At 70.4% G+C, this 18466-nt stretch carries 14 protein-coding genes; 5 read left to right on the top strand and 9 right to left on the bottom strand.

Translation table 11 applies throughout. The features are described from left to right. Positions 1–8 precede the first annotated feature (8 nt). Entirely contained in the window at positions 9–1262 is a 1254-nt protein-coding gene (locus K8640_RS26605; RefSeq protein ID WP_223749628.1) for a sterol desaturase family protein, read from the top strand. Here K8640_RS26605 and K8640_RS26600 read toward each other — a convergent pair. Both K8640_RS26600 and K8640_RS26595 read right to left on the bottom strand, forming a co-directional pair. Then, positions 1257–2105 (bottom strand): hypothetical protein, encoded by an 849-nt coding sequence (locus K8640_RS26600; protein ID WP_223749627.1) that lies wholly within the window; start codon positions 2103–2105, stop codon positions 1257–1259. The two genes, K8640_RS26605 and K8640_RS26600, sit on opposite strands and share 6 nt — an antisense overlap. Continuing rightward, positions 2102–5020: a TonB family protein gene (locus tag K8640_RS26595; RefSeq protein ID WP_370640394.1), complete on the bottom strand. Its 2919-nt coding sequence runs from the start codon at positions 5018–5020 to the stop codon at positions 2102–2104. Before K8640_RS26595 ends, K8640_RS26600 begins: the two co-directional genes overlap by 4 nt. A gap of 113 nt (positions 5021–5133) precedes the next feature. Here K8640_RS26595 and K8640_RS26590 point away from each other — a divergent pair, with 113 nt between their 5' ends. Continuing rightward, entirely contained in the window at positions 5134–6006 is an 873-nt protein-coding gene (locus tag K8640_RS26590; RefSeq protein ID WP_223749626.1) for a hypothetical protein, read from the top strand. Positions 6007–6072: 66 nt separating this feature from the next. Beyond that, complete coding sequence (locus K8640_RS26585) at positions 6073–6666, top strand: DUF2378 family protein (RefSeq protein ID WP_223749625.1); 594 nt, start codon at positions 6073–6075, stop codon at positions 6664–6666. Between the two features lie 58 nt (positions 6667–6724). Here K8640_RS26585 and trxA read toward each other — a convergent pair whose 3' ends face one another. The 6 genes from trxA to K8640_RS26555 form a co-directional block, all read right to left on the bottom strand. Further along, positions 6725–7105 (bottom strand): thioredoxin, encoded by a 381-nt coding sequence (gene trxA / locus K8640_RS26580; RefSeq protein ID WP_141326991.1) that lies wholly within the window; start codon positions 7103–7105, stop codon positions 6725–6727. A gap of 40 nt (positions 7106–7145) precedes the next feature. Next, positions 7146–7469, bottom strand: a complete 324-nt coding sequence (locus K8640_RS26575; RefSeq protein ID WP_046716635.1) for an FKBP-type peptidyl-prolyl cis-trans isomerase — start codon at positions 7467–7469, stop codon at positions 7146–7148. A gap of 144 nt (positions 7470–7613) precedes the next feature. Beyond that, positions 7614–8762, bottom strand: coding sequence for an outer membrane protein (locus tag K8640_RS26570; RefSeq protein WP_223749624.1), 1149 nt, complete (start codon positions 8760–8762; stop codon positions 7614–7616). A 152-nt stretch (positions 8763–8914) separates the two neighbouring features. Then, the gene (gene nadE, locus K8640_RS26565; RefSeq protein ID WP_223749623.1) at positions 8915–10807 is read right to left on the bottom strand and encodes an NAD(+) synthase; all 1893 of its coding nucleotides are present in this window, start codon (positions 10805–10807) and stop codon (positions 8915–8917) included. 93 nt (positions 10808–10900) lie between these two features. Next, positions 10901–11560, bottom strand: coding sequence for an LON peptidase substrate-binding domain-containing protein (locus tag K8640_RS26560; protein ID WP_223749622.1), 660 nt, complete (start codon positions 11558–11560; stop codon positions 10901–10903). Positions 11561–11707: 147 nt separating this feature from the next. Further along, positions 11708–12349: a TetR/AcrR family transcriptional regulator gene (locus tag K8640_RS26555; protein ID WP_223749711.1), complete on the bottom strand. Its 642-nt coding sequence runs from the start codon at positions 12347–12349 to the stop codon at positions 11708–11710. A 75-nt stretch (positions 12350–12424) separates the two neighbouring features. Here K8640_RS26555 and K8640_RS26550 point away from each other — a divergent pair, with 75 nt between their 5' ends. Together K8640_RS26550 and K8640_RS26545 are read left to right on the top strand one after the other, a co-directional pair. Continuing rightward, positions 12425–13672, top strand: a complete 1248-nt coding sequence (locus tag K8640_RS26550; protein WP_223749621.1) for a serine hydrolase — start codon at positions 12425–12427, stop codon at positions 13670–13672. A gap of 165 nt (positions 13673–13837) precedes the next feature. Further along, the gene (locus K8640_RS26545; protein WP_223749620.1) at positions 13838–15883 is read left to right on the top strand and encodes a PKD domain-containing protein; all 2046 of its coding nucleotides are present in this window, start codon (positions 13838–13840) and stop codon (positions 15881–15883) included. 25 nt (positions 15884–15908) lie between these two features. Here the strand turns inward: K8640_RS26545 and K8640_RS26540 are convergent, their stop codons facing one another. Then, positions 15909–18383, bottom strand: a complete 2475-nt coding sequence (locus K8640_RS26540; protein ID WP_223749619.1) for an MASE1 domain-containing protein — start codon at positions 18381–18383, stop codon at positions 15909–15911. Positions 18384–18466 lie beyond the last annotated feature (83 nt).

The raw sequence follows: 18466 nt of genomic DNA, 5'->3' as shown, positions 1-18466 counted from the left end.
CCGAGGGCATGTCCATCAACGTCTACGCCATCGCCACGCCCTTCGTCATCGCGCTGGCGCTGGGCGAGTTCATCTACTGCGTGGCGAAGCGCAACGGCTATTACAGCTTCCAGGACTCCATCGCGAGCGTGGGCACCGCGGTCCTCAACCAGTGCGTCAACGTGGCCGTGGCGCTGATGGTGCTGCCCCTGTTCACGCTGCTGGGCGAGCTGTCCCTGTGGCGCATCGACAGCACCTCGCCGTGGGCGCTCGTCGGGCTCTTCCTGGGCGTCGACTTCCTCTTCTACTGGTTCCACCGCTTCGGGCACCGCACCAACATCGGCTGGGCCGCGCACTCGCCCCACCACTCCACCGAGGAGCTCAACTACGCGGTGGCCCTGCGCGCCAGCGTCACCCAGCGGCTGTTCTCGTTCCTGTTCTACTGGCCGCTCGTCGTCATCGGCTTCTCGCCGGAGGCCGTGCTCGCCATGGTGGCCTTCCACCTGGTGCTCCAGTTCATCCCCCACACCCGCGTCATCCCCAAGCTGCCCCGGTGGATTGAGTCCTGGCTCAACACGCCGTCGCACCACCGCGTGCACCACGCGCGCAATGACGTCTACATCGACAAGAACTACGCGGGCTTCCTCATCATCTGGGACAAGCTGTTCGGCACGTACCGGGAGGAGACGGAGGAGTGCTCCTACGGCGTCACCACGCCGCCCAACACCTGGGACCCCACCGTCATCAACTTCCAGTTCTGGGCGAAGCTGTGCAGCGACGCGGTGAAGACGCGCAACTGGTGGGACAAGCTGCGGCTGTGGGTGATGCCCACCGGCTGGCGCCCCGCGGACCTGCCGGCCCGCGTGGAGACGAAGTGGAACCAGACGGGCGTCGAGGTGAAGTTCCAGTCCACCGAGCTGCCCAACATCCGCGGCTACCTCGTCTTCCAGATGATTGCGTCGATGCCCTTCATGCTACTGGTCAGCCACCACGCCTCGCCGCTGTCGGGCTGGCAGAAGCTGGTGCTCAGCGTCTTCTTCTGGGGCATGGCCACCGCGTGGGGCGGGATGATGGAGTCCAAGCGCTGGGGGCTGCCGCTGGAGATGGCGCGGGTGTTCGCCATGGGGGGCGCCGTGACGCTGTGGCTCGTCCAGGCGAACGCGCCCATGTCCTGGCGGGCGCTTACCATGGGCTGGCTCGCGGTGACGCTGGTGTGGCTGAGCATCTCGCGAGTGAGCGGCCGGAGCGCGTCGCCCGTGCCCGGTGGCGCGAGCACCTCATGACGTGAAGCCCGGCTCCCACGCTCCCGAGAAGGCGGTGAAGCGCCGCACGTTGACGGACAACGCGCGGTGCACCTGGGTCTCGGCCGTCACGTCCACCGGGAGCCCCTCGGTGGACGGAGGGAGCCGGTCGAAGTGCGCGCCCTGGAACCACTGATGGGGGCGGACCTCCACGACGAAGAGGCCGTCGTCGTCCAGGTCCGCCTCGATGGGCACGAAGTCCACGCGCTGGAGTTCCACGGGCGGAGGGAAGTCGAGCGCGACGCGGAAGGGGACGCGCTGCTCGCCCCGGAAGGCCGTGCCCTCCATCAGCACGGAGTGCCCCTGCAGCGCCGCGCCCTCGTCGCCGAGTGCCCGAGAGGGCGGCTGGAGCAGCAGGGAGAACGAGCGCGCACGGCCCGCGATGCCGGGAGAGCGCCCGAGCACCCGCGCATCACCCTGGGCGAGCAGGTCGAACACCACCTCGCGGTCCCACTCACCGAGCACCGTGCCTCCGGAGAAGAAGTCTCCGTCGTGCGCGTGGGCCGTGGGCACGAGCACGTCCATCAGCGAGCGGAGGACACCGCGCGCCTGTTGCTGGAGGGGGGACGCGTTCTCGAAGAGGTAGATGGGTCCCAGCACCATCCGCGCCGAGGTGAGCCGCACGCCCCAGCCCGTGTCCGTGGTGAACTCACCGACCTGCGTGGCCTCGGGCGCGAGCGCGGTGCGCAGGCCCATGTGGAACACGATGCCGCGACCACCGGTGCCGGAGAGTCCACAGGCTGAGCCACCCGCCGCGAGGGCCGCGCCCAGGCCCAGCGTGAAGGCACGGCGGGACATGCCGCGAGGAAACACGGGCGAGCTCATGGAGAGTCCTCCTCGAAGTCCAGGTACAGCGTGAGGGTGCCGCGGAAGGTGCGCGGAGGCCCGGCGGTGAAGTGCCGCGTGGCGAGCAGCGAGGCGGGCGCATCCGCGCCACGGAAGTTGGAGACGTAGTTGAGCTCCGTCTCGCGCCAGCGCGTATCGAGCGCGTTCTCCACGGACACGCCGAACTCCACCCAGCTCCAGCGCGCGCGCGTGGCCACATCGAAGAGGAAGACGGGCGCGCTGTAGCGGTCGAGAGGGAGCGGCCGAGGCCCCACCGCGCTGTGCCCCAACGCCACGTTCCAGCCCACGCGCTCACCCGCGAGCGTGACGTCGCCGCGCACCGACGCATCCAGTCGACCCAGCAGCGCCGGGATGTACGGCATCACCGCGCCATCCCACAGCTTCCACGCGGACGCGCCGGGCGTGGGCAGCGTGGCGCGCGCCCAGGCGATGGAGGCCTGCACGTCCATCCACTCGCTCCACACGAAGCGACCCGTGGCGAAGGCGCCCAGGCGCTGCGACGCGCCGATGGGTTGGTTGCGGCCCAGGCGCTCATCGAAGACGAAGTCCTGGGACACGCGCGTCGCGAAGACGGCACCGCGTGCCTCCAGGGTGTACGGATGCCCCTCGCCCTCCAGCCGCCAGCCGAGCCCCGTCTCTCCCGAGGCCACCCGCGCATATGGCGCCAGCTCCGCGTCGGACAGCGCGGCCGCGTCACTGGAGCGCGCGCCGAGCCCCGCGCTCGTCATCCACGTGAGCCGGGGCGACAGCTTCACCTCCGCGCTGGCCCTGGGGCTGGCGAAGAAGCCATAGGCATCCACGGACTCATCCGTGAGCCGGGGCCCGTCCCGGTCCACCGCGGGACGGTTCAGGTCCTCCACGCCGAACAGGAACGTGTCCAGCCGCAGGCCCGCGCGCAGCGTGAGCCAGGGACGGGGCGAGACGCGCAGGGACGCGTAGCCACCCAGGTTCGTGGTGCGCACCTGGTTGTCGTAGAGCGTGGCGTAGGGCGCGCCGCCGCTGTCCCGCAGTCGCCGTGAGCGCGTGCGCACGTCGTCGTAGCGGGCCACGTAGCCCAGCTCCAGCGGACGCGCTTCCCCCAGCAACGTGAGCCCCGGGATGTACCGACCGCGCAGGCCCAGCGTGTTGCCGCGATAGAAGCCCTCCGCCGTGTCGCCTCGCTGGGACTGACCAACGGGCGGGGTGTCCTGCATGAAGCCGGTGAAGTTGTCGCGGATGCGCGTCTGGCGCAGCACCACGTACCCCTGCTGCACCAGTCGGCCGCCGCGCTTCAGCCGAGACTGGAGCTCGGCGGAGACGATGTGGCGCTGGCTCGCGCCGCCCTGGTTCTCGTCGTAGAAGCAGAAGAACTGTGAGTCCGCGTCCGGCGCGCAGGGCAGCCGCGAGTCCACCACGTCCGTCTCGCGCACCACACCCGCGGAGGCGAAGCGCGCGCCATAGCTCGTGCCGAGCAACCGCAGCCGGGTGTCATCACCGAGGAGCAGCTCCACCTGCGCCATGGCGCTCGCGTTGGCGAACGAGCGATTCGGCCCGAAGCCGTCGCCCTGACGCAGGAGCAGTCCCACGAAGGTGGCCTCGCTGGACTCGGGCGGGCCCCACACCAGCGCGAGCCGACGCGAGGCGAAGCTGCCGTAGCTGACCGACGTGGTGAGCCCCCGGCGCTTCAGCCCGAGCTGGTACTCGACCGTGCCCGCCACGCCGAAGTCTCCCTGGGACGCGTCATAGGGACCTTCCGTCACTCGAAGCGCGTCCACCAGCTCCGGGATGATGAAGTACGTGTCCGCGTAGCCGTGGCCGTGCGCGTGGGAGACCTCGTTCAGGGGCACGCCGTTGAGGCGCATCTCCACGTCCTTGCCCTCGCCCGCGTCGAAGCCCCGGATGAACACCGTCTCCGCGTGTCCTTCGCCTCCGTGGTTCGCGAGCATCACGCCGGGCGCGAGCAACATCAGGTCGGAGGCGGAGTTGCGCGGCACGTCCGCGAGCTGCCCCACCTCGATGTGGAAGTCGCCCACCGCGACGGGCGGAGGCGCCGCGGCGACATCGCGGACGGTGGTGGAGAGGACCCGCTCGGAGGACTTCGTCTCCGTCGTGGCGCCCTGCTCCCGTAACGAATCCGAACTCTCTGCGTCGTCCGGGGTCGAAGCGCCCTGCGCGGAGCCTGCTTGCGTCGATGACGCGGGGCTCGTCGCCTCGCCTGACGATGCGCCACCAGCCGCCAAGCCCAGGGCGGAAGCTCCCCGTGCCGGGCGTGACGCCGTCGCGGAACCGGGCGCTTCGCCTGGCAACGCAGCGCCAGCCGCCGAGCCTTGGGCCGAAGCCTTCCGCAACGAGCCGGACTCCGCCGCAGAACCGGGCGCATCGCTCGACGATTCTGAGCCAGCCGCCGCGCCTCGCGCCGAAGCATCCCGCGAAGAGCGGGACTCCATCGCGGAACCGGGCGCTTCGCTCGGCGCTTCTGCGCCAGCCGCCGAACCATCCGACGTGGACCGGGCGCCCGTCGATTCGCTCCCTCGCGCCGGCACCGCCGTGGCGGCCATCGCCTCACCATGATGGTGCGCCCCCACGCCACCCGCCGCCTCCGGGACGAAGTGCACCGGCACATCCACCCGCACCTCGAGCGGCGCCTCACCCCGTCGCGCCGGCTGGAAGCGCCACCGCACCGCCGCCTCCATCGCCGCCCGGTCGAACACCCGCCCCGCCGAGGCCTGCACCTCCGCGCGCGACACCTCCCCCGCCTCGTCGATGGTCAGCCGCAACACCACCGTCGCCGGCCGCTCCAACACCGGCGCATCCACCGGCATCGACGGCGGCGCCGCCTCCACCGGAACCGGCGGTGTGATGGGCACCTCCTCCAGCGCCCCCATCGCACACATCACCAGCATCGCAATCCACACGGCGAGGCCCTCACTCCTGGAACCGGCGGCACCCGCCACCGCGAACGTCGACCGCTCGCAGATACAACGAGCCCGCTTGAATCGCAACTTGGTTGCATATACATCCCAGGAACATGAAAACGAACCCGAGAGGTCTCCTGCTCTGCGTGCTCGCCCCCCTGCTGTTCGCGGGCTGCGACAACGTGGCCACCGGAGACGTGCGCGTGACGATGAGCGGTGGGGACGGCACCCAGCGCGGCCTGCCGGACACCCTCTTCCAGGATGGCTGGTCCGTGCAGTTCACCAAGTACCTGGTGTCCCTGGGCGAGGTGCGCCTGACGTCCGCGTCCGGCGAGGTGCGCGAAAGCCCGCGCCACGTGCTGGTGGACGTGCAGAAGGGAGACATCCCGCTCACGGAGCTTTCGGGCCTGCCCGCGGGCCGCTGGGACGTGGGCTTCCGGGTCAGCCCTCCCCACGACGGCACCGAGCTGGCCGACGGACAGGTCTCCGCCGACGACCTGCGGAGGATGCGCGAGCGCGGCTTCAGCTACTGGGTGGAGGGGCGCGCGGTGAAGTCCGGTGTGGGTGTGTTCGAATTCCGGATGGGCTTCCCCGTCGACGCGCGCATGGTGGACTGCATCAACGGGGTGGACGGCACCCAGGGCATCATCGTCCCCGAGGGCTCACGCGCGGACGTGGAGGTCACCATCCACGCCGAACACATGTTCTACGACAGGCTCGGGACCCACCGGGGCGTGCAGCTGCGCTTCGACGCCATCGCCGCGACGGCGACCGAGGGCAACCTCATCACTCCGGAGGGACTCGCCTCCCAGCTGCTCACCGACCTGCGAGGTCGGGACGGAGGCGAGCTGCGCGACGCGGCGGGTCAACCCGTGGTGTATCTGCCCGGCGCCCACGATGTGCGCACGCTGCAGCAATTCGTCACCCAGAGCATCGTCGACCAGGCCCACCTCAACGGCGGAGGGGTTTGCACGGTCGCCAAATGACGGAGCGACCCGCGGACGAGCCCGCCCCCCTGGACTTGGCCCACCGGGCGCCGCTAGGAAAGTGACATGGACTCTCCCGCGCACCTGCAAGCCCGCATGGCTCTCTGCCGTCCCGAACACCTGGTGCTCGACCTGTTCGTCCACTGTCTCAGGGAGAGCATCGCCAGGAGGATGGGCCAGTCGCTCGCCATCGCCGCCCAAGCGCCCATCCCCGCCGTCCCCGCGCGCGGCGCGCCCACCCACCGGCCCGCCAGCGACTACCTGGCGCTGCTGCACGAGGGCGCCCTGTCCGTGGGAGAGAAGCTGGGTGAGGACTACGCGGCCGCGGTGGAGCAGCTGTCCTTCACCGCCGCCTCCCACGTCTTCTCCGCCCCCGTGGGCGAGATGGTCATGGCCATCACCGGCGAGGACCCGCACCGCGGCCTGTCCGTGGGCTCGGGCCTGGCGGGCGCCACCAGCACCTTCGGCGAGCGCGAGTACGAGCGCGTCTCCGACACCACCGCGCGCCTGAGCTTCAAGGACGAGTTCTTCGGCCCCGCGTGGTGCAGCGGCCTGGTGCGCAGCGGCCTCTTGCAGACCAACCCCGAGCGCCGCTTCCGCGTCGAGCTGGAGTCGGGCGAGCCGCCCTACAAGGACTTCTCCCTGCTCATCCACTGGTGAGCCGCCCCACCTCACGCGAGCGGACGGACCTCCATCCGCTCGCGCGAAGCCAAGCCGCTCAGGCCTTGGGCGCTTCCTTGCCCCGGCGCTCCTCGATTTCCTTCTTCACCTGCGCCATGTCCAAGCCCCTCACCTGACGGACCAGGTCCTCCAGCGCGGCGGCCGGCAGCGCGCCCGCCTGCTCGAACAGGAGGATGCCGTCACGGAACACCATGAGGGTGGGAATGGAGCGGATTTCAAAGGCCCCGGAGAGCTCCGGCTGAGCCTCGGTGTCTATCTTCCCGAAGACGATGTCCGGGTGCTTGCCGGACGACGTCTCGAAGGTGGGCGCGAAGAGGCGGCACGGGCCGCACCACGACGCCCACCAGTCCAGGATGACGATACCGTCCTTGCCGACGGTTTCCTTGAAGTTGTCCTTGGTGATTTCCACCGTCGCCATGACGGCCCTCGTTTCTCCCCGCCGTCAGCGGGGCATGACTTCAGCGGACGTCCAGCAGCTCCACCTCGAACACCAGGGTGGCGTTGGGCGGGATGACGCCGCCCGCGCCGCGCGAGCCGTAGCCCAGCTCCGGGGGGATGGTGAGCTTGCGCACGCCGCCCACCTTCATGCCCGCAACGCCCTGGTCCCAACCCTGGATGACCTGACCCGCGCCGAGACGGAACGTGAAGCCCTGGCCCCGGTCCCGGCTGCTGTCGAACTTCTTGCCGTCCGTCAGCGTCCCCACGTAGTGCACGGTGACCGACTTGCCGGCGGTGGCCTCCGTCCCGGTGCCCACCTTCGAATCCTCGACCTTCAGGCTCATTCCCTCTCCTGTTGCAGTGGAAGGTTTCACCTTAACCCGCGGGTGCCCCGCGCGCCGCACCTGAAAACACAGCGGCGCGGGCCCGTTGGCTACCGGGCACCGCGCCACTGACCACGCCCTGTGTGAAGGCGTCAGGACCGCCACTCAGAAGGTACCACCCACGCTGACGGTGCCCTGGTAGCTGCCGCCCCCGTCGAAGTCACCGCCGCCGGAGTCGATGCCCGGAGCGAAGTCCTTGTCGAAGAGGAAGTTGTAGTTGGCGCGCGCGTCCACGGTGAAGTTGCCCACGTGGCCCCGCAGACCCACGCCCGCGGGCACGTTGCCCACGGTGTCATCCTTGTAGCCCAGCGACTGGCCGCCCCGGAAGTTGTAGTCGCTGATGCCGATGCCGCCCAGCACGTACGGCTGCCACGGCGTGGGCGTCAGCCCGAGCGTCGCCACCGCCTGACCGCCGTTGCGCACCAGGTCCGGACCGTCCGTGTCCACCTCGCCGCGCTTGGAGTCGATGTTGTTGAGCGCGCCGGTGTAGCCCAGCTCGATGCCGAACACCTTCGAGGGCCGGATGGCGGCCGTCACACCCGCCGTGGGGCCCGGGTTGAGCTGCGGAGCCAGCGCGCCGGTGTAGCCCTCCACACCGCCGTTGAGCAGCAGGCTCAGCCCTTTCATGTCGTGCTTGTCCTTCTTCTTCACCTCGAGCGGCTCGATGGGCTCGGCCGATTCCGCCGAGGGCCGATAGTCCGCCGGAGGAGGCGCCGCGACGCCGCTCCCACCGAAGGCGTCCTGCTCGGGCGCCGGATAGGACTCCGACTGCGGCTCCACCGGAGCCCCCGCCTCGGGACGAGGCTGCGGCGCGGACGGAGCGGGGGCCGGAGCTGGCACGCTCTGGATGCCCTGCTGCTGGCTGTCGAAGCCGCTGCCACCCGTGCCCTGCTGCTGCGAGTCCGCGGGCTCACAACGCAGCGGCATGTTGATGCGCAGCTCGCCCTGTGCGGGCGGGAGGGCCTGGCTGCTCCCACTGGAGGAGTCATCCTGCCCGCTCGTTCCACTGCCACCGATGCCCGAGTCGTCGTCCACGCCCATGGAGTCGGGCACCGGCTCGGTCTCGATGATGATGTCTTCCTCCTGCAGCACGTCCGAGCTGCCCGAAGAGGTGTCCTGCGACTGGGCCAACAACACGCCTTGCCCCTGGCGCTCCGCGCTCGCCTGGGGCGGCGGGCAATCGCCATCCGAAGCCAAGGCCGAGGTGCCGTACATGAGCGCCCCGATGGCGCCAGCCAGAATCTTCGCTTTCATCCAACCCTCCGTCGTCGAGTGGCTGACATGAAGGTTGTTTCCGGGGCGACATCCGGCAAGGAGCACAAGGGTGGAGATCACCCCAGCGCGCCCCCACGCCCAGCAAGCGGGCGGGCGTGGGGCACGGGCAACACGGTGGCGCGTTCAGTGGCTCACTTCGCGCGCAGCCACTCGGAGCCGGTGACGACGGGCAGTTGCAGCGCGCGCTCGCGGTCCAGGTCCAGGTTGCCGATGTGCAGCGACAGCGGGGACTGGACCCACTTGTAGATGGACTGGTTGAACAGCCGCACGAACTTGTCCACGTGGCCCGCAAGCCGCGTCGCGTCCACCTCCGGGAACATGGCCGTGAGCGCCTGGAGCATCTCCGCGGGCGTGAGCTTCTCCGCGGCGAACAGGTAGAAGCACGCGTCCAGGATGGGGAAGGGCATCAGCTCCTCCTCGCCCACCTGGTTGTGCGCCAGCTCCGGACCGGCGGGCTTGGCGAGCACCTTGCGGATGCCCTCGTGGCCGGTGGTCTCCTGGAGGTAGTCCAGCAGGTACATCACCACCGTCTTGGGCACGTTGGAGATGACGGCGAGCGCGCCCATCAGGTCTCCGCCGATGGTGGTGTAGCCCACGGACTTCTCGCTCATGTTGCCCGTCTGCAGGAACAGGCCGCCGCAGGAGTTGCTCCAGTTCCACATGCGCTGGGCGCGCAGGCGGGCCTGGATGTTCTGCTCGGTGATGGCGGTGACGGGGGCGCCGCCCAGCATCGTCTCCGCCACGGCGCGCTCGCGCTCGAAGGCCTCGTCGATGGAGACGACCTGGAAGGCCACGCCCAGCTCGCGCGCAATCGTCTCCGCCGCCTCGCGCGTGGAGTCGCTGGAGAAGCGGCTGGGCATGTAGAACGCCTGGATGAGCGAGCCGGGGTTGTCCGGCCGCGCGCGCTTCGCGTAGCGGTGGGCGATGAGCAGCGTGAGCAGCGAATCGCGTCCGCCTGACAGCGCGATGCCCAGCACCTTGAAGGCGCGCGTCTTCTCGAAGTAGTCGCCCACGCCCAGCGCGAGCGCGTCCAGGATGTCCTCGCACAAGGCCTCGCGCGCGGGTCGGCGCTTGTCGGGGGCGGGCAGGAAGAAGCTCCTGTGCGGCGGCACCGGATACGTGAGCGCCTCGCGCCGCGTGGCCACCGTCTTGGTGCAGTCGAGCACCGGCACGCTCTTGCCACCGGAGGACAGCCACGACTCGCGGTCCACGCGCCAGGTGGTGGCCTCGCCCCTCAGGCGCAGGGTGCGGTCCAGGTCGACGACGGCCGCCGCGTAGCCCTCCTGGAAGCGCGGCGTCTCCATGACGTGGCGACCGTTCTGGTTGAGGAAGCCGCCGCCGTCGAAGATGAGCCCGTCGTTGCTGCCCACCGCGTTGCAGTAGGCGATGGTGCACTGGTGGTCCGCGGCGCGCGTGGCGATGAGCTCGCGGCGCGTCTCCACGAAGCCCAGCCGGAACGGGGACGCGGACAGGTTGATGACCAGCTCCGCGCCCGAGTACGTGCGCCGGCGCATGGGGCCATCCGCGCTCCAGATGTCCTCGCAGACCTCCGGCGCGATGAGGCCGAAGTCGAACTGGAACAGGTAGTCGCCCAGGGGCACGCCCCGGTACACCTCCGCCATGCCCGGCTGGCCGCGGCCGAACGTGCGCGCCTCATAGAAGACGCTGTACGTGGGCAGCTTCTCCTTGGGCACCAGGCCCAGCACCCGCCCTCCGGCCACCACCGCGGCGCAGTTGAGCCGCTGGCCCTGCAGCGCCACGCCCACGCCCACCAGGAACACCGTGGGCAGCGACGCCGTCTGGTTCGCGAAGCGCTCCAGCTCCGGCCACTGCCGGTCGATGAAGCCCTGCCACTGCACCATGTCCTCGGCCGGGTAGCCGGCGATGAGCTGCTCCTGGAAGACGCCCACGGTGACGCCGTCCTCGGCCATCCGCTTCGCCAGTGCCAGGGCCCGGTCCGTGTTGCGGACGAAGGCTCCGACGACGGTGTTGACGCTGGCGATGCCGACTTTCACGAGCCGCATGGTTCCCCACTCCCCTTTCGTTCCCGACGAGGGGCCCAGCAATGCCTGGAGCGACGCGCAAGGCAAGCCCCGCGACGGGGGGCCCGGGGTGCTTCAGTTCAGTGGGCCGGAGGGCCGCATGGGCTGGAGCCGGGCGATGAGCTCACCCACGTCCGCGAGCACCGCCTCCAGCCGGCGCTTCACGTCCAGCTCCACGAGCAGCTGCTGGCGCCGCTCGGCCTCCGGGATGATGGCCGAGGCCACCACGTCCGCGAGCATCCCTCCGCCCGCGCGCGCCGCCACCGGCAGCAGGCTCTCCGCGAAGGTGGGCGGCACGCGCCCGGCCAGCTCGAAGACGGCCTGTCGCAGCCGCTCCTCCTCGGGCCCCTGGTAGGGGTGGTCCGCGAGCACCTGCGCGCGCACCTCGCGGTAGGACTTGTCGCCCGACAGCTCGGAGATCATCCGGATGCGGCTGACGCCCTGCAGGAGGATGTTGTAGCGGCCCTCCTCCACCTGCTCGTCCCAGGCGATGACGCCCGCGCACATGATGGGCTGCATGGGGGGACGCCCCTCGTAGTTGCCCTCCCAGCCCGTCTCCAGCTGGGCCAGCGCCACCACGCGGTCCCCCGCGAGCGCGTCACGCACCATGTCCCGGTAGCGCGGCTCGAAGATGTGCAGGGGGATGAGGGTGTGGGGGAAGAGCACCGCCGACGGCAGCGGAAACACCTTCAGCGCGCGGGCGGCGGCGGTCTCGACGCGTTCTTGGGCGGTCATGTCGGGCATCCTTACCCGTGTTGATAAGCTTCCCGGACGCCCGTCGCACCGCAAACCCGCGCGGCATGGGGGAGGTGGGACAAGGAGCGGCGCAACCGGCCGGATTCGCAGGGACTTTCCGGCCCGGGAGGGCGGTGTTCCCCCGGGTCAGCGCGCGCGAGGCCGGCTGGCCGGAGGGCTCCAGGCCCGCATCGCCACCTCCACCAGCCCGAGCAATTCCGCCTCGCTCGCGCCGTCCTGGGCCTGCACGGACATGCCCTGGATGATGGCGCCGTGGTAGCGGGCCATGGCCTCCGCGTCCGTGCCCGCGGGCAGCTCCCCCTTGGCGATGGCGCGCTGGATGTGCTCGCGGAACACGCCCACCGCGCGGGTGCGCAGGCTCGCGACGAAGTCCGCCACCGGCTGGTGCTCCTCCGCGCAGCGCAGGAGCGCCGTGGAAATCATGCAGCCGGGAGGCTGCTTGCGGCGCGTGAAGTGATGGGCCGTCTCGCGCAGCAGTCGCTCGACGGCGGCCCTCACGGTGGGCTCCTCGGTGAACACGTTCCAGGTGTAGGCGCCCGGGCCCTGCTGGTAGCGCTCCAGCACCCGCCGGTACAGGCCCTCCTTGGAGCCGAACGCGGCGTAGAGGCTGGGCGCGGTGAGCCCCATGGCCTGGGTGAGCTGCGCCACGGACGCGCCCTCGTAGCCCAGCCGCCAGAACACCTCCAGCGCCCGGTCCACGGCCTTCGTCTCGTCGAACTCCCGGGGCCGACCTCGGGGTCGGGGCTGGAGGGCCAGGTCCTTTTTCATAACGCTCACTATTGAAATCCCCAAAGGTGGGTCCTATTTAAATAACACCCGCTACATAAAAAGGAGTCCCGACCCATGAATCCTGCCATCGCCAGCCTGCTGGTGGCTGCCAGCCTCGGTGTGTCCTCCGCTGCTCCCACGTCCCCTCCCAAGTCCACCGCGGCCCCGACGGCCACCGGCCCGGCCGCGGTGGCCCGCAACCTGGATGCGGTCATCGACCAGGCCCTGGCCGAGCAGCGCATCGTCGGCACGGTGGTCACCGTGCTCCGCGATGGAAAGGTCGTCTACCGCCGCGCCGCGGGCTTCGCCGACCGGGAGGCGAAGCACCCCATGCGCGAGGACAGTGTGTTCCGGCTGGCGTCCATGACGAAGCCGCTCGTCTCGGTGGCGGCGCTGGCGCTGGTGGACCAGGGGAAGCTGTCGCTGGAGGACCCCGTCACGAAGTGGCTGCCTGACTTCCGGCCGAAGCTCTCGGATGGCCGCGAGCCGGTCATCACGGTGAAGCACCTGCTGACGCACACCTCGGGGCTGACGTACGGCTTCCAGCCGCAGAACGAGGCCGCCCATGAGAAGGCGGGCGTCTCCGACGGGCTGGACGAGGTGGCTGGGCTCACGTTGGAGGAGAACCTGCGCAGGCTCGCGACGGTGCCGCTGTCTTCCGAGCCGGGGCAGCGCTGGAACTACTCGCTGTCGACGGACGTGCTCGGCGCCGTGGTCTCTCGCGCCGCGGGGGCGCCGCTGCCGGAGGCCGTGGCGAAGCTCGTCACGAGGCCCCTGGGCTTGAAGGACACGTCCTTCCGGGCGGGCGATGCCTCGCGGCTGGTGGCGGCGTACGCGGACGGCAAGCCCACGCCGACGCGCATGGGCAGGACGCAGGACGTGCCGCTCTGGGGCGGAAAGGTCCGCTTCTCACCGGGACGGGCGCTGAGCGCGGAGGCGTACGCCTCGGGCGGCGCGGGCATGGTGGGGACGGCGGCGGACTACGTGAAGTTCCTGGAGGCGCTGCGCAAGGGCGGCGCGCCGGTGCTGAAGAAGGCCAGCGTGGACAAGCTCGGCGCGGTGCACGTGGGGGCGGAGTCGCAGACGCAGGGACCGGGCTGGGGCTGGGGGCTCATCTCCGCGGTGCTGGCGGACGCGGAGCTGGCGCAGGGTGAGCAGGCGCAGGGCACGTGGCAGTGGGGCGGCGCGTACGGACACAACTGGTTCGTGGACCCGCGCAGCGGCGTCACCGTGGTGACGCTGACCAACACCGCGTTCGAGGGCATGTCGGGCGCGTTCCCCGGCGCCGTGCGTGACGCCGTCTACGCGGGGCTGAAGCCGTAGTCCGGCGCCTCGGAGGGCCTCATCCGCATCGCCTGGGCCGGGTGACTGCTATCGACATCCACATGTTTCTGTATCGATGAAACTTCAGCATCCAGCCTCCCCGTGTACTTGGAGTGCACTCCTGGACTAGAACTTGTTTTGCTGTTCTGTCCGGGAGATTCAACCTTGAACAAGTCCTTCATCCTGCTGGGGAGCTGTGTCGGCGCCCTGGCGCTGAGCGGTTGCGACCCGACGCCCCAGGCGCCCATCGAGGAGCCCTCGCGGTCGGCGTCACTGGAGGCGCTGGTCAACGTCACGTTGAACAAGCCGGCGACGGCGTCGCAATACCAGACGGACCCCTACGTCTTCCTCCCGCAGTACGCGGTGGACGGGAACATCACCTCGGATGACTCGCGCTGGTGCACCGGTGAGTACTTCACCTCGCAGCGGTATCTCGACGTGGACCTGCAGGGGACGTTCGACCTCCACCGGATGGAGGTCTACACGGGCTACCAGGGCGACAGGGCCATCTCGAGCTTCGCGCTCCAGTACCACGACGGGACGAGCTGGCAGCCCATCCCTGGCTCGACGGTGACGGGCAACCCGGCCACGGGCGTCGCCGTGTCCCGGACCTTCACGCAGGTGGTGCGGGGCCAGAAGGTCCGCTTCCTGTGCAACGAGCCCGCGGGCTCGAACTGCCGCGTGAAGGAGCTCTGGGTGTTCGGCGCGCCCGCCACGCCCGGGGCCAACCAGCCGCCCGTGGCCAACGCTGGCGCGGACCAGGGTGTGGTGCTGCCCACGTCGAGCCTCACGCTCACGGGCTCCGCCACGGACGCGGACGGCACCATCGCCCTGTACTCGTGGACGAAGGTCAGCGGCCCCGCGGTCACCCTCACGGGGGCCAACACCGCCACGCTCTCCCTCAGCGGCCTCGTGGCCGGCACGTACGTCTTCCGGCTCACCGTGACGGATGACGATGGCGCCACGCACTCGGACGACGTCACCGTGACGGTGAGCAACCCCACCACCACGCTGACGAACGTGGCGAAGAACAAGCCCGCCACCGCCCTGTCCACCGACGGAGCGAACGTCCCCGCTCGCGTCACCGATGACAACCTGTCCACCTTCTGGAAGTCCGGCTGGACCACCAAGCGGGGCACGCACCTCGACATCGACCTCCAGGGCAGCTTCCTCATCCATGGCGTGGAGCTGCACTCGTCCTTCTACGTCGACTCCCCGGAGGCCCTCGTCAACTTCGACCTGCTGGCGTGGGACGGCGGCTGCTGGAAGCCCATCCCCGGCGGCTCCGTGCGCAACAACCCCAAGACGACGACCGTGAAGACGGTGACCTTCACCATGCCCGTGGTCGCCTCCAAGGTCCGCCTCCTGTGGCTCGAATACAGAGACCCGGCCACCGGCCTGGGCCCCAGCAACGCCCACGTGCGCGAGCTGCGCGTGATGGGCCATCCCACCACGCCCACCACCGGTCCGCTGTCGTGCACGGCCGGTGAGCAGATCGCCGTGCAGGACGCCCGCTACTCCTACGCGCTCTTCCTCCCCGCCGGATATAACGCGGACCGCAACGCCCGCTGGCCCATCGTCTTCTCGCTGCCCGGAACCGGCGGTGTGATGCTGACCAACGACCACCAGGCGGTGAACACCAACGCGGAAGGGCTCGCCTGGAACCTGCGCGACGCCACCTACCGCGCGGGCTTCGGTGCCATCGCCGTGTCCATGCACTATTGGACCAACGGCCGTGTCAGTGGAGAGAACGCCTACTTCAACGTCAGCAGCCTGATGGCGCTGCTTGGCGAGCTGAAGCGCGACCTCCTGGTCGACGCGGACCGCGTCTACTTCGCGGGCTTCAGCGGCGGCGCCAACGTCCTCTACGAGTCCACCGGGCTCGCCAGCTACATGGACCGCGTCTCGGCCTTCGTCCCCCTCGCCGTCACCAATTATCCTGTCTCCGCCAACACGACCAACCTCTGCAACCTGCGCACGCTGCCCATCTGGCCGTTCCATGGCGGCTCGGACACCATGGGCGCCGCGTCCCAATCCACCGCGCTCAAGACGAAGCTGGAGACGCAGTGCGGAGGCACCACCAGCGCCATGCACGCCATCACCACCTACCCGGGCGTGGGGCACTCCAACACCGTGTGGCAGAACGCCTTCGCGGACCCGGCGCTCTGGACCTGGCTCTTCCAGCAGCGCATCAGCACCCGTCAGCCGTGACACACTCCGCCGGGTGGCGCCGTCCTCAGTGACGAGCGCCGCCCGCGCGGGCCACCACCGGCTCGCGCTCGTCCTCGTCTCGCGAGTCGAGCGCGGCCAGCGCGGCGTCCACCGACGCCATCAGCACCTCGGGCCGGACGGGCTTCTCCAGCACCAGGTTCTGCACCGTCTCGATGAAGCCGCGCGTCTCCGCGGTGTAGGCCCCGCCGGAGATGAACACCACGCGCTCAATCAACTCCGGCGCCATCACCCCCAGGCGCCGGAAGAGCGCCGCGCCGTCGATCTCCGGCATCTGCAAATCACACAGGATGACGTCGAAGCGGTTCCCCGCCGCCACCAGCGCGAGCGCATCCTGGCCGCGCGTCGCCGTGACGACGTCGTGGTAGGGCTCCAGCAGCAGCCGCATCGACTGCGCCAGCCGGGGCTCGTCGTCCACCACCAGCACCCGTCCCCGCCTTCCCGTCGAGGGCATGGGCACCTTGCTCCGGGGCACCGGGCGCGGCGGCACCTCCACCTGCACCGGCGCCGCCGGCAGGTACATGGTGAAGACGCTGCCCTTGCCCTCCTCGCTGCGCACCTCCAGGTCGCCCCCGTGCGTGCGGACGATCTGCTGGCAGATGGCGAGCCCCAGCCCGGTCCCCTCTCCGGAGGGCTTGGTGGTGAAGAAGGGCTCGAAGATGCGCGACATCACCTGCGGGGCGATGCCCACGCCCGTGTCCACCACGTCCACGCGGGCCCGGCCCGTCACGTCCGTGCTGGTGCGCACGCGCACCTCGTGGAGGCTCGGGTTGCCCTCGGGCACCGCCTGCATCGCGTTGACCAGCAGGTTGAGCAGCACCTGTCCCAGTCGCGCCTCGCTGCCCAGCACCTTGGGCACCGGGCCGAACTCCTCCACCAGCCGCGCGCGGTGGCGCAGCGCATGGCTGATGATGCGCACCGCCGGAGGCACCAGCGCGTTGAGGTCCACCAGCGAGCGCTCCTGGTCCCCCTGCCGGCTGAACACCTGGAGGTCGCGGACGATGAGGCGGATGCGCTCGGCGCCCTCCAGCGCGCCGCGCACGCTGGCCTGCACGTCCCGCATCGCCATCATCCCGTTCTCCGACAGCGCGCGAGAGGCGGACTCCAGGTTCAGCACCAGGTAGGCCAGCGGGTTGTTGATTTCATGCCCCACGCCCGCCGCGAGCGTCCCCACCGCGGCCACGCGCTCGGCCGCCACCAGCCGCGCCTGCAGCTCCTTGGTCGCGGTGATGTCGCGATGGGTGGCCACGAAGTGGGACACGTCCCCGCCCGTCGCGCGCACCGGCGACAGCAGCACCTCCGTGGACACGATGCGGCCATCCCTGCGCGGCACCGTCACCTCGACGCAGAGGGACTCGCCCGCCTGGAGCGCCGAGTGCACGCGCTGCGTGAGCCGGGGGTCCTGGTCGCCGTAGAGCAGGCACGGGTCCTGGTCCACCATCTCCTCGGGAGGCCGGCCCAGGAGCATGCTCAGCGCCTCGTTGGCGAAGACGGTGCGCAGCCGGCCGGCCCCCACCACCTCCGCGATGAAGACGCCCTCGTGCACGCCGCGCACCGTGGTGGCGAGCAGTTGCAGCCGCTCCACCGCGCGCCGCCGCTCCTCGCTCGCCGCCGCCAGGAGCTGGCCCGTCACCGCGTTGATGACGATGAAGAGCTGGAGCACGAGCAGGTCCTGCGCCACGTTGCCCGAGGAGAACGGCCCCTGTCCGCGCACCGTGCCGACGATGGCCACCGCCGAGATGGCCAGCGTCGCCAGCGCCGCGCCGCGCGGTCCGAAGCGCAGCGCCGCCAGCGCGGAGATGGGGAACAGCAGGAAGCTGGCCGCGTGCGCGAGCCCCGGCTGCGAGTTCCGGAAGAGGAAGATGCCCACGCCCAGCACCGTCGTGAGCCCGGAGAGCGCCAGCGCCTCGCCCAGGCGGGCGGGCCATGCGGGGCGGCTGAGCACGAGCAGCGGCGGCGCCACCACGAGCACGCCCATCATGTCCCCCACCCACCACACCCAGACGGCGTGGCCCATCTTCTCCCACGGCAGCACGCCGCCCCAGAACAGGCACAGCGGCCCGACGAGCGAGCTGACCCCGGTGCACACCGCGCCCGCGCCCACACACAGGACGACCACGTCGCGGATGCGTGACAGGTCCGCGTCCATGCGCAGCCGCCGCGTCAGGAGCGCGCCGAGCACCATCGCCAGCGTGTTGCCCGTGGCCACGCCCAGCACCACCGCCGGGGGCGCTCCCGTCGACAGGGTCGCCAGACATGCGCCCAGGAAGACGCCCGGCCACAGCACGGGTCCACGCAGCACCAGTGCGGCCAGCGCGACACCGGTGGGGGGCCACACGGGGCTGACATTTCCACCCACGGTGGCCAGGGAGAGGCCCAGCCGAGCGACGGCGAGGTACACGCCGGCCAGGACCAGCATCTCGACGAGATGCCGCCCGCGAAGCGCGCGCGCGCTGGCTCGAAGCAGCCCGACGATGACCATCCCCCCGGAAAGCCCGTCCGCCGACCCGACGGGTTCACAAAGTGGGACCATGGTAGCGGGCTGGGAACGGTATTGCACCTTCC

Origin of the sequence: Myxococcus sp. XM-1-1-1, assembly GCF_020037095.1 — a bacterium.
GTDB classification, from domain to species: Bacteria; Myxococcota; Myxococcia; order Myxococcales; family Myxococcaceae; genus Myxococcus; species Myxococcus fulvus.
This window is presented reverse-complemented; position numbering and strand designations above follow the sequence as displayed.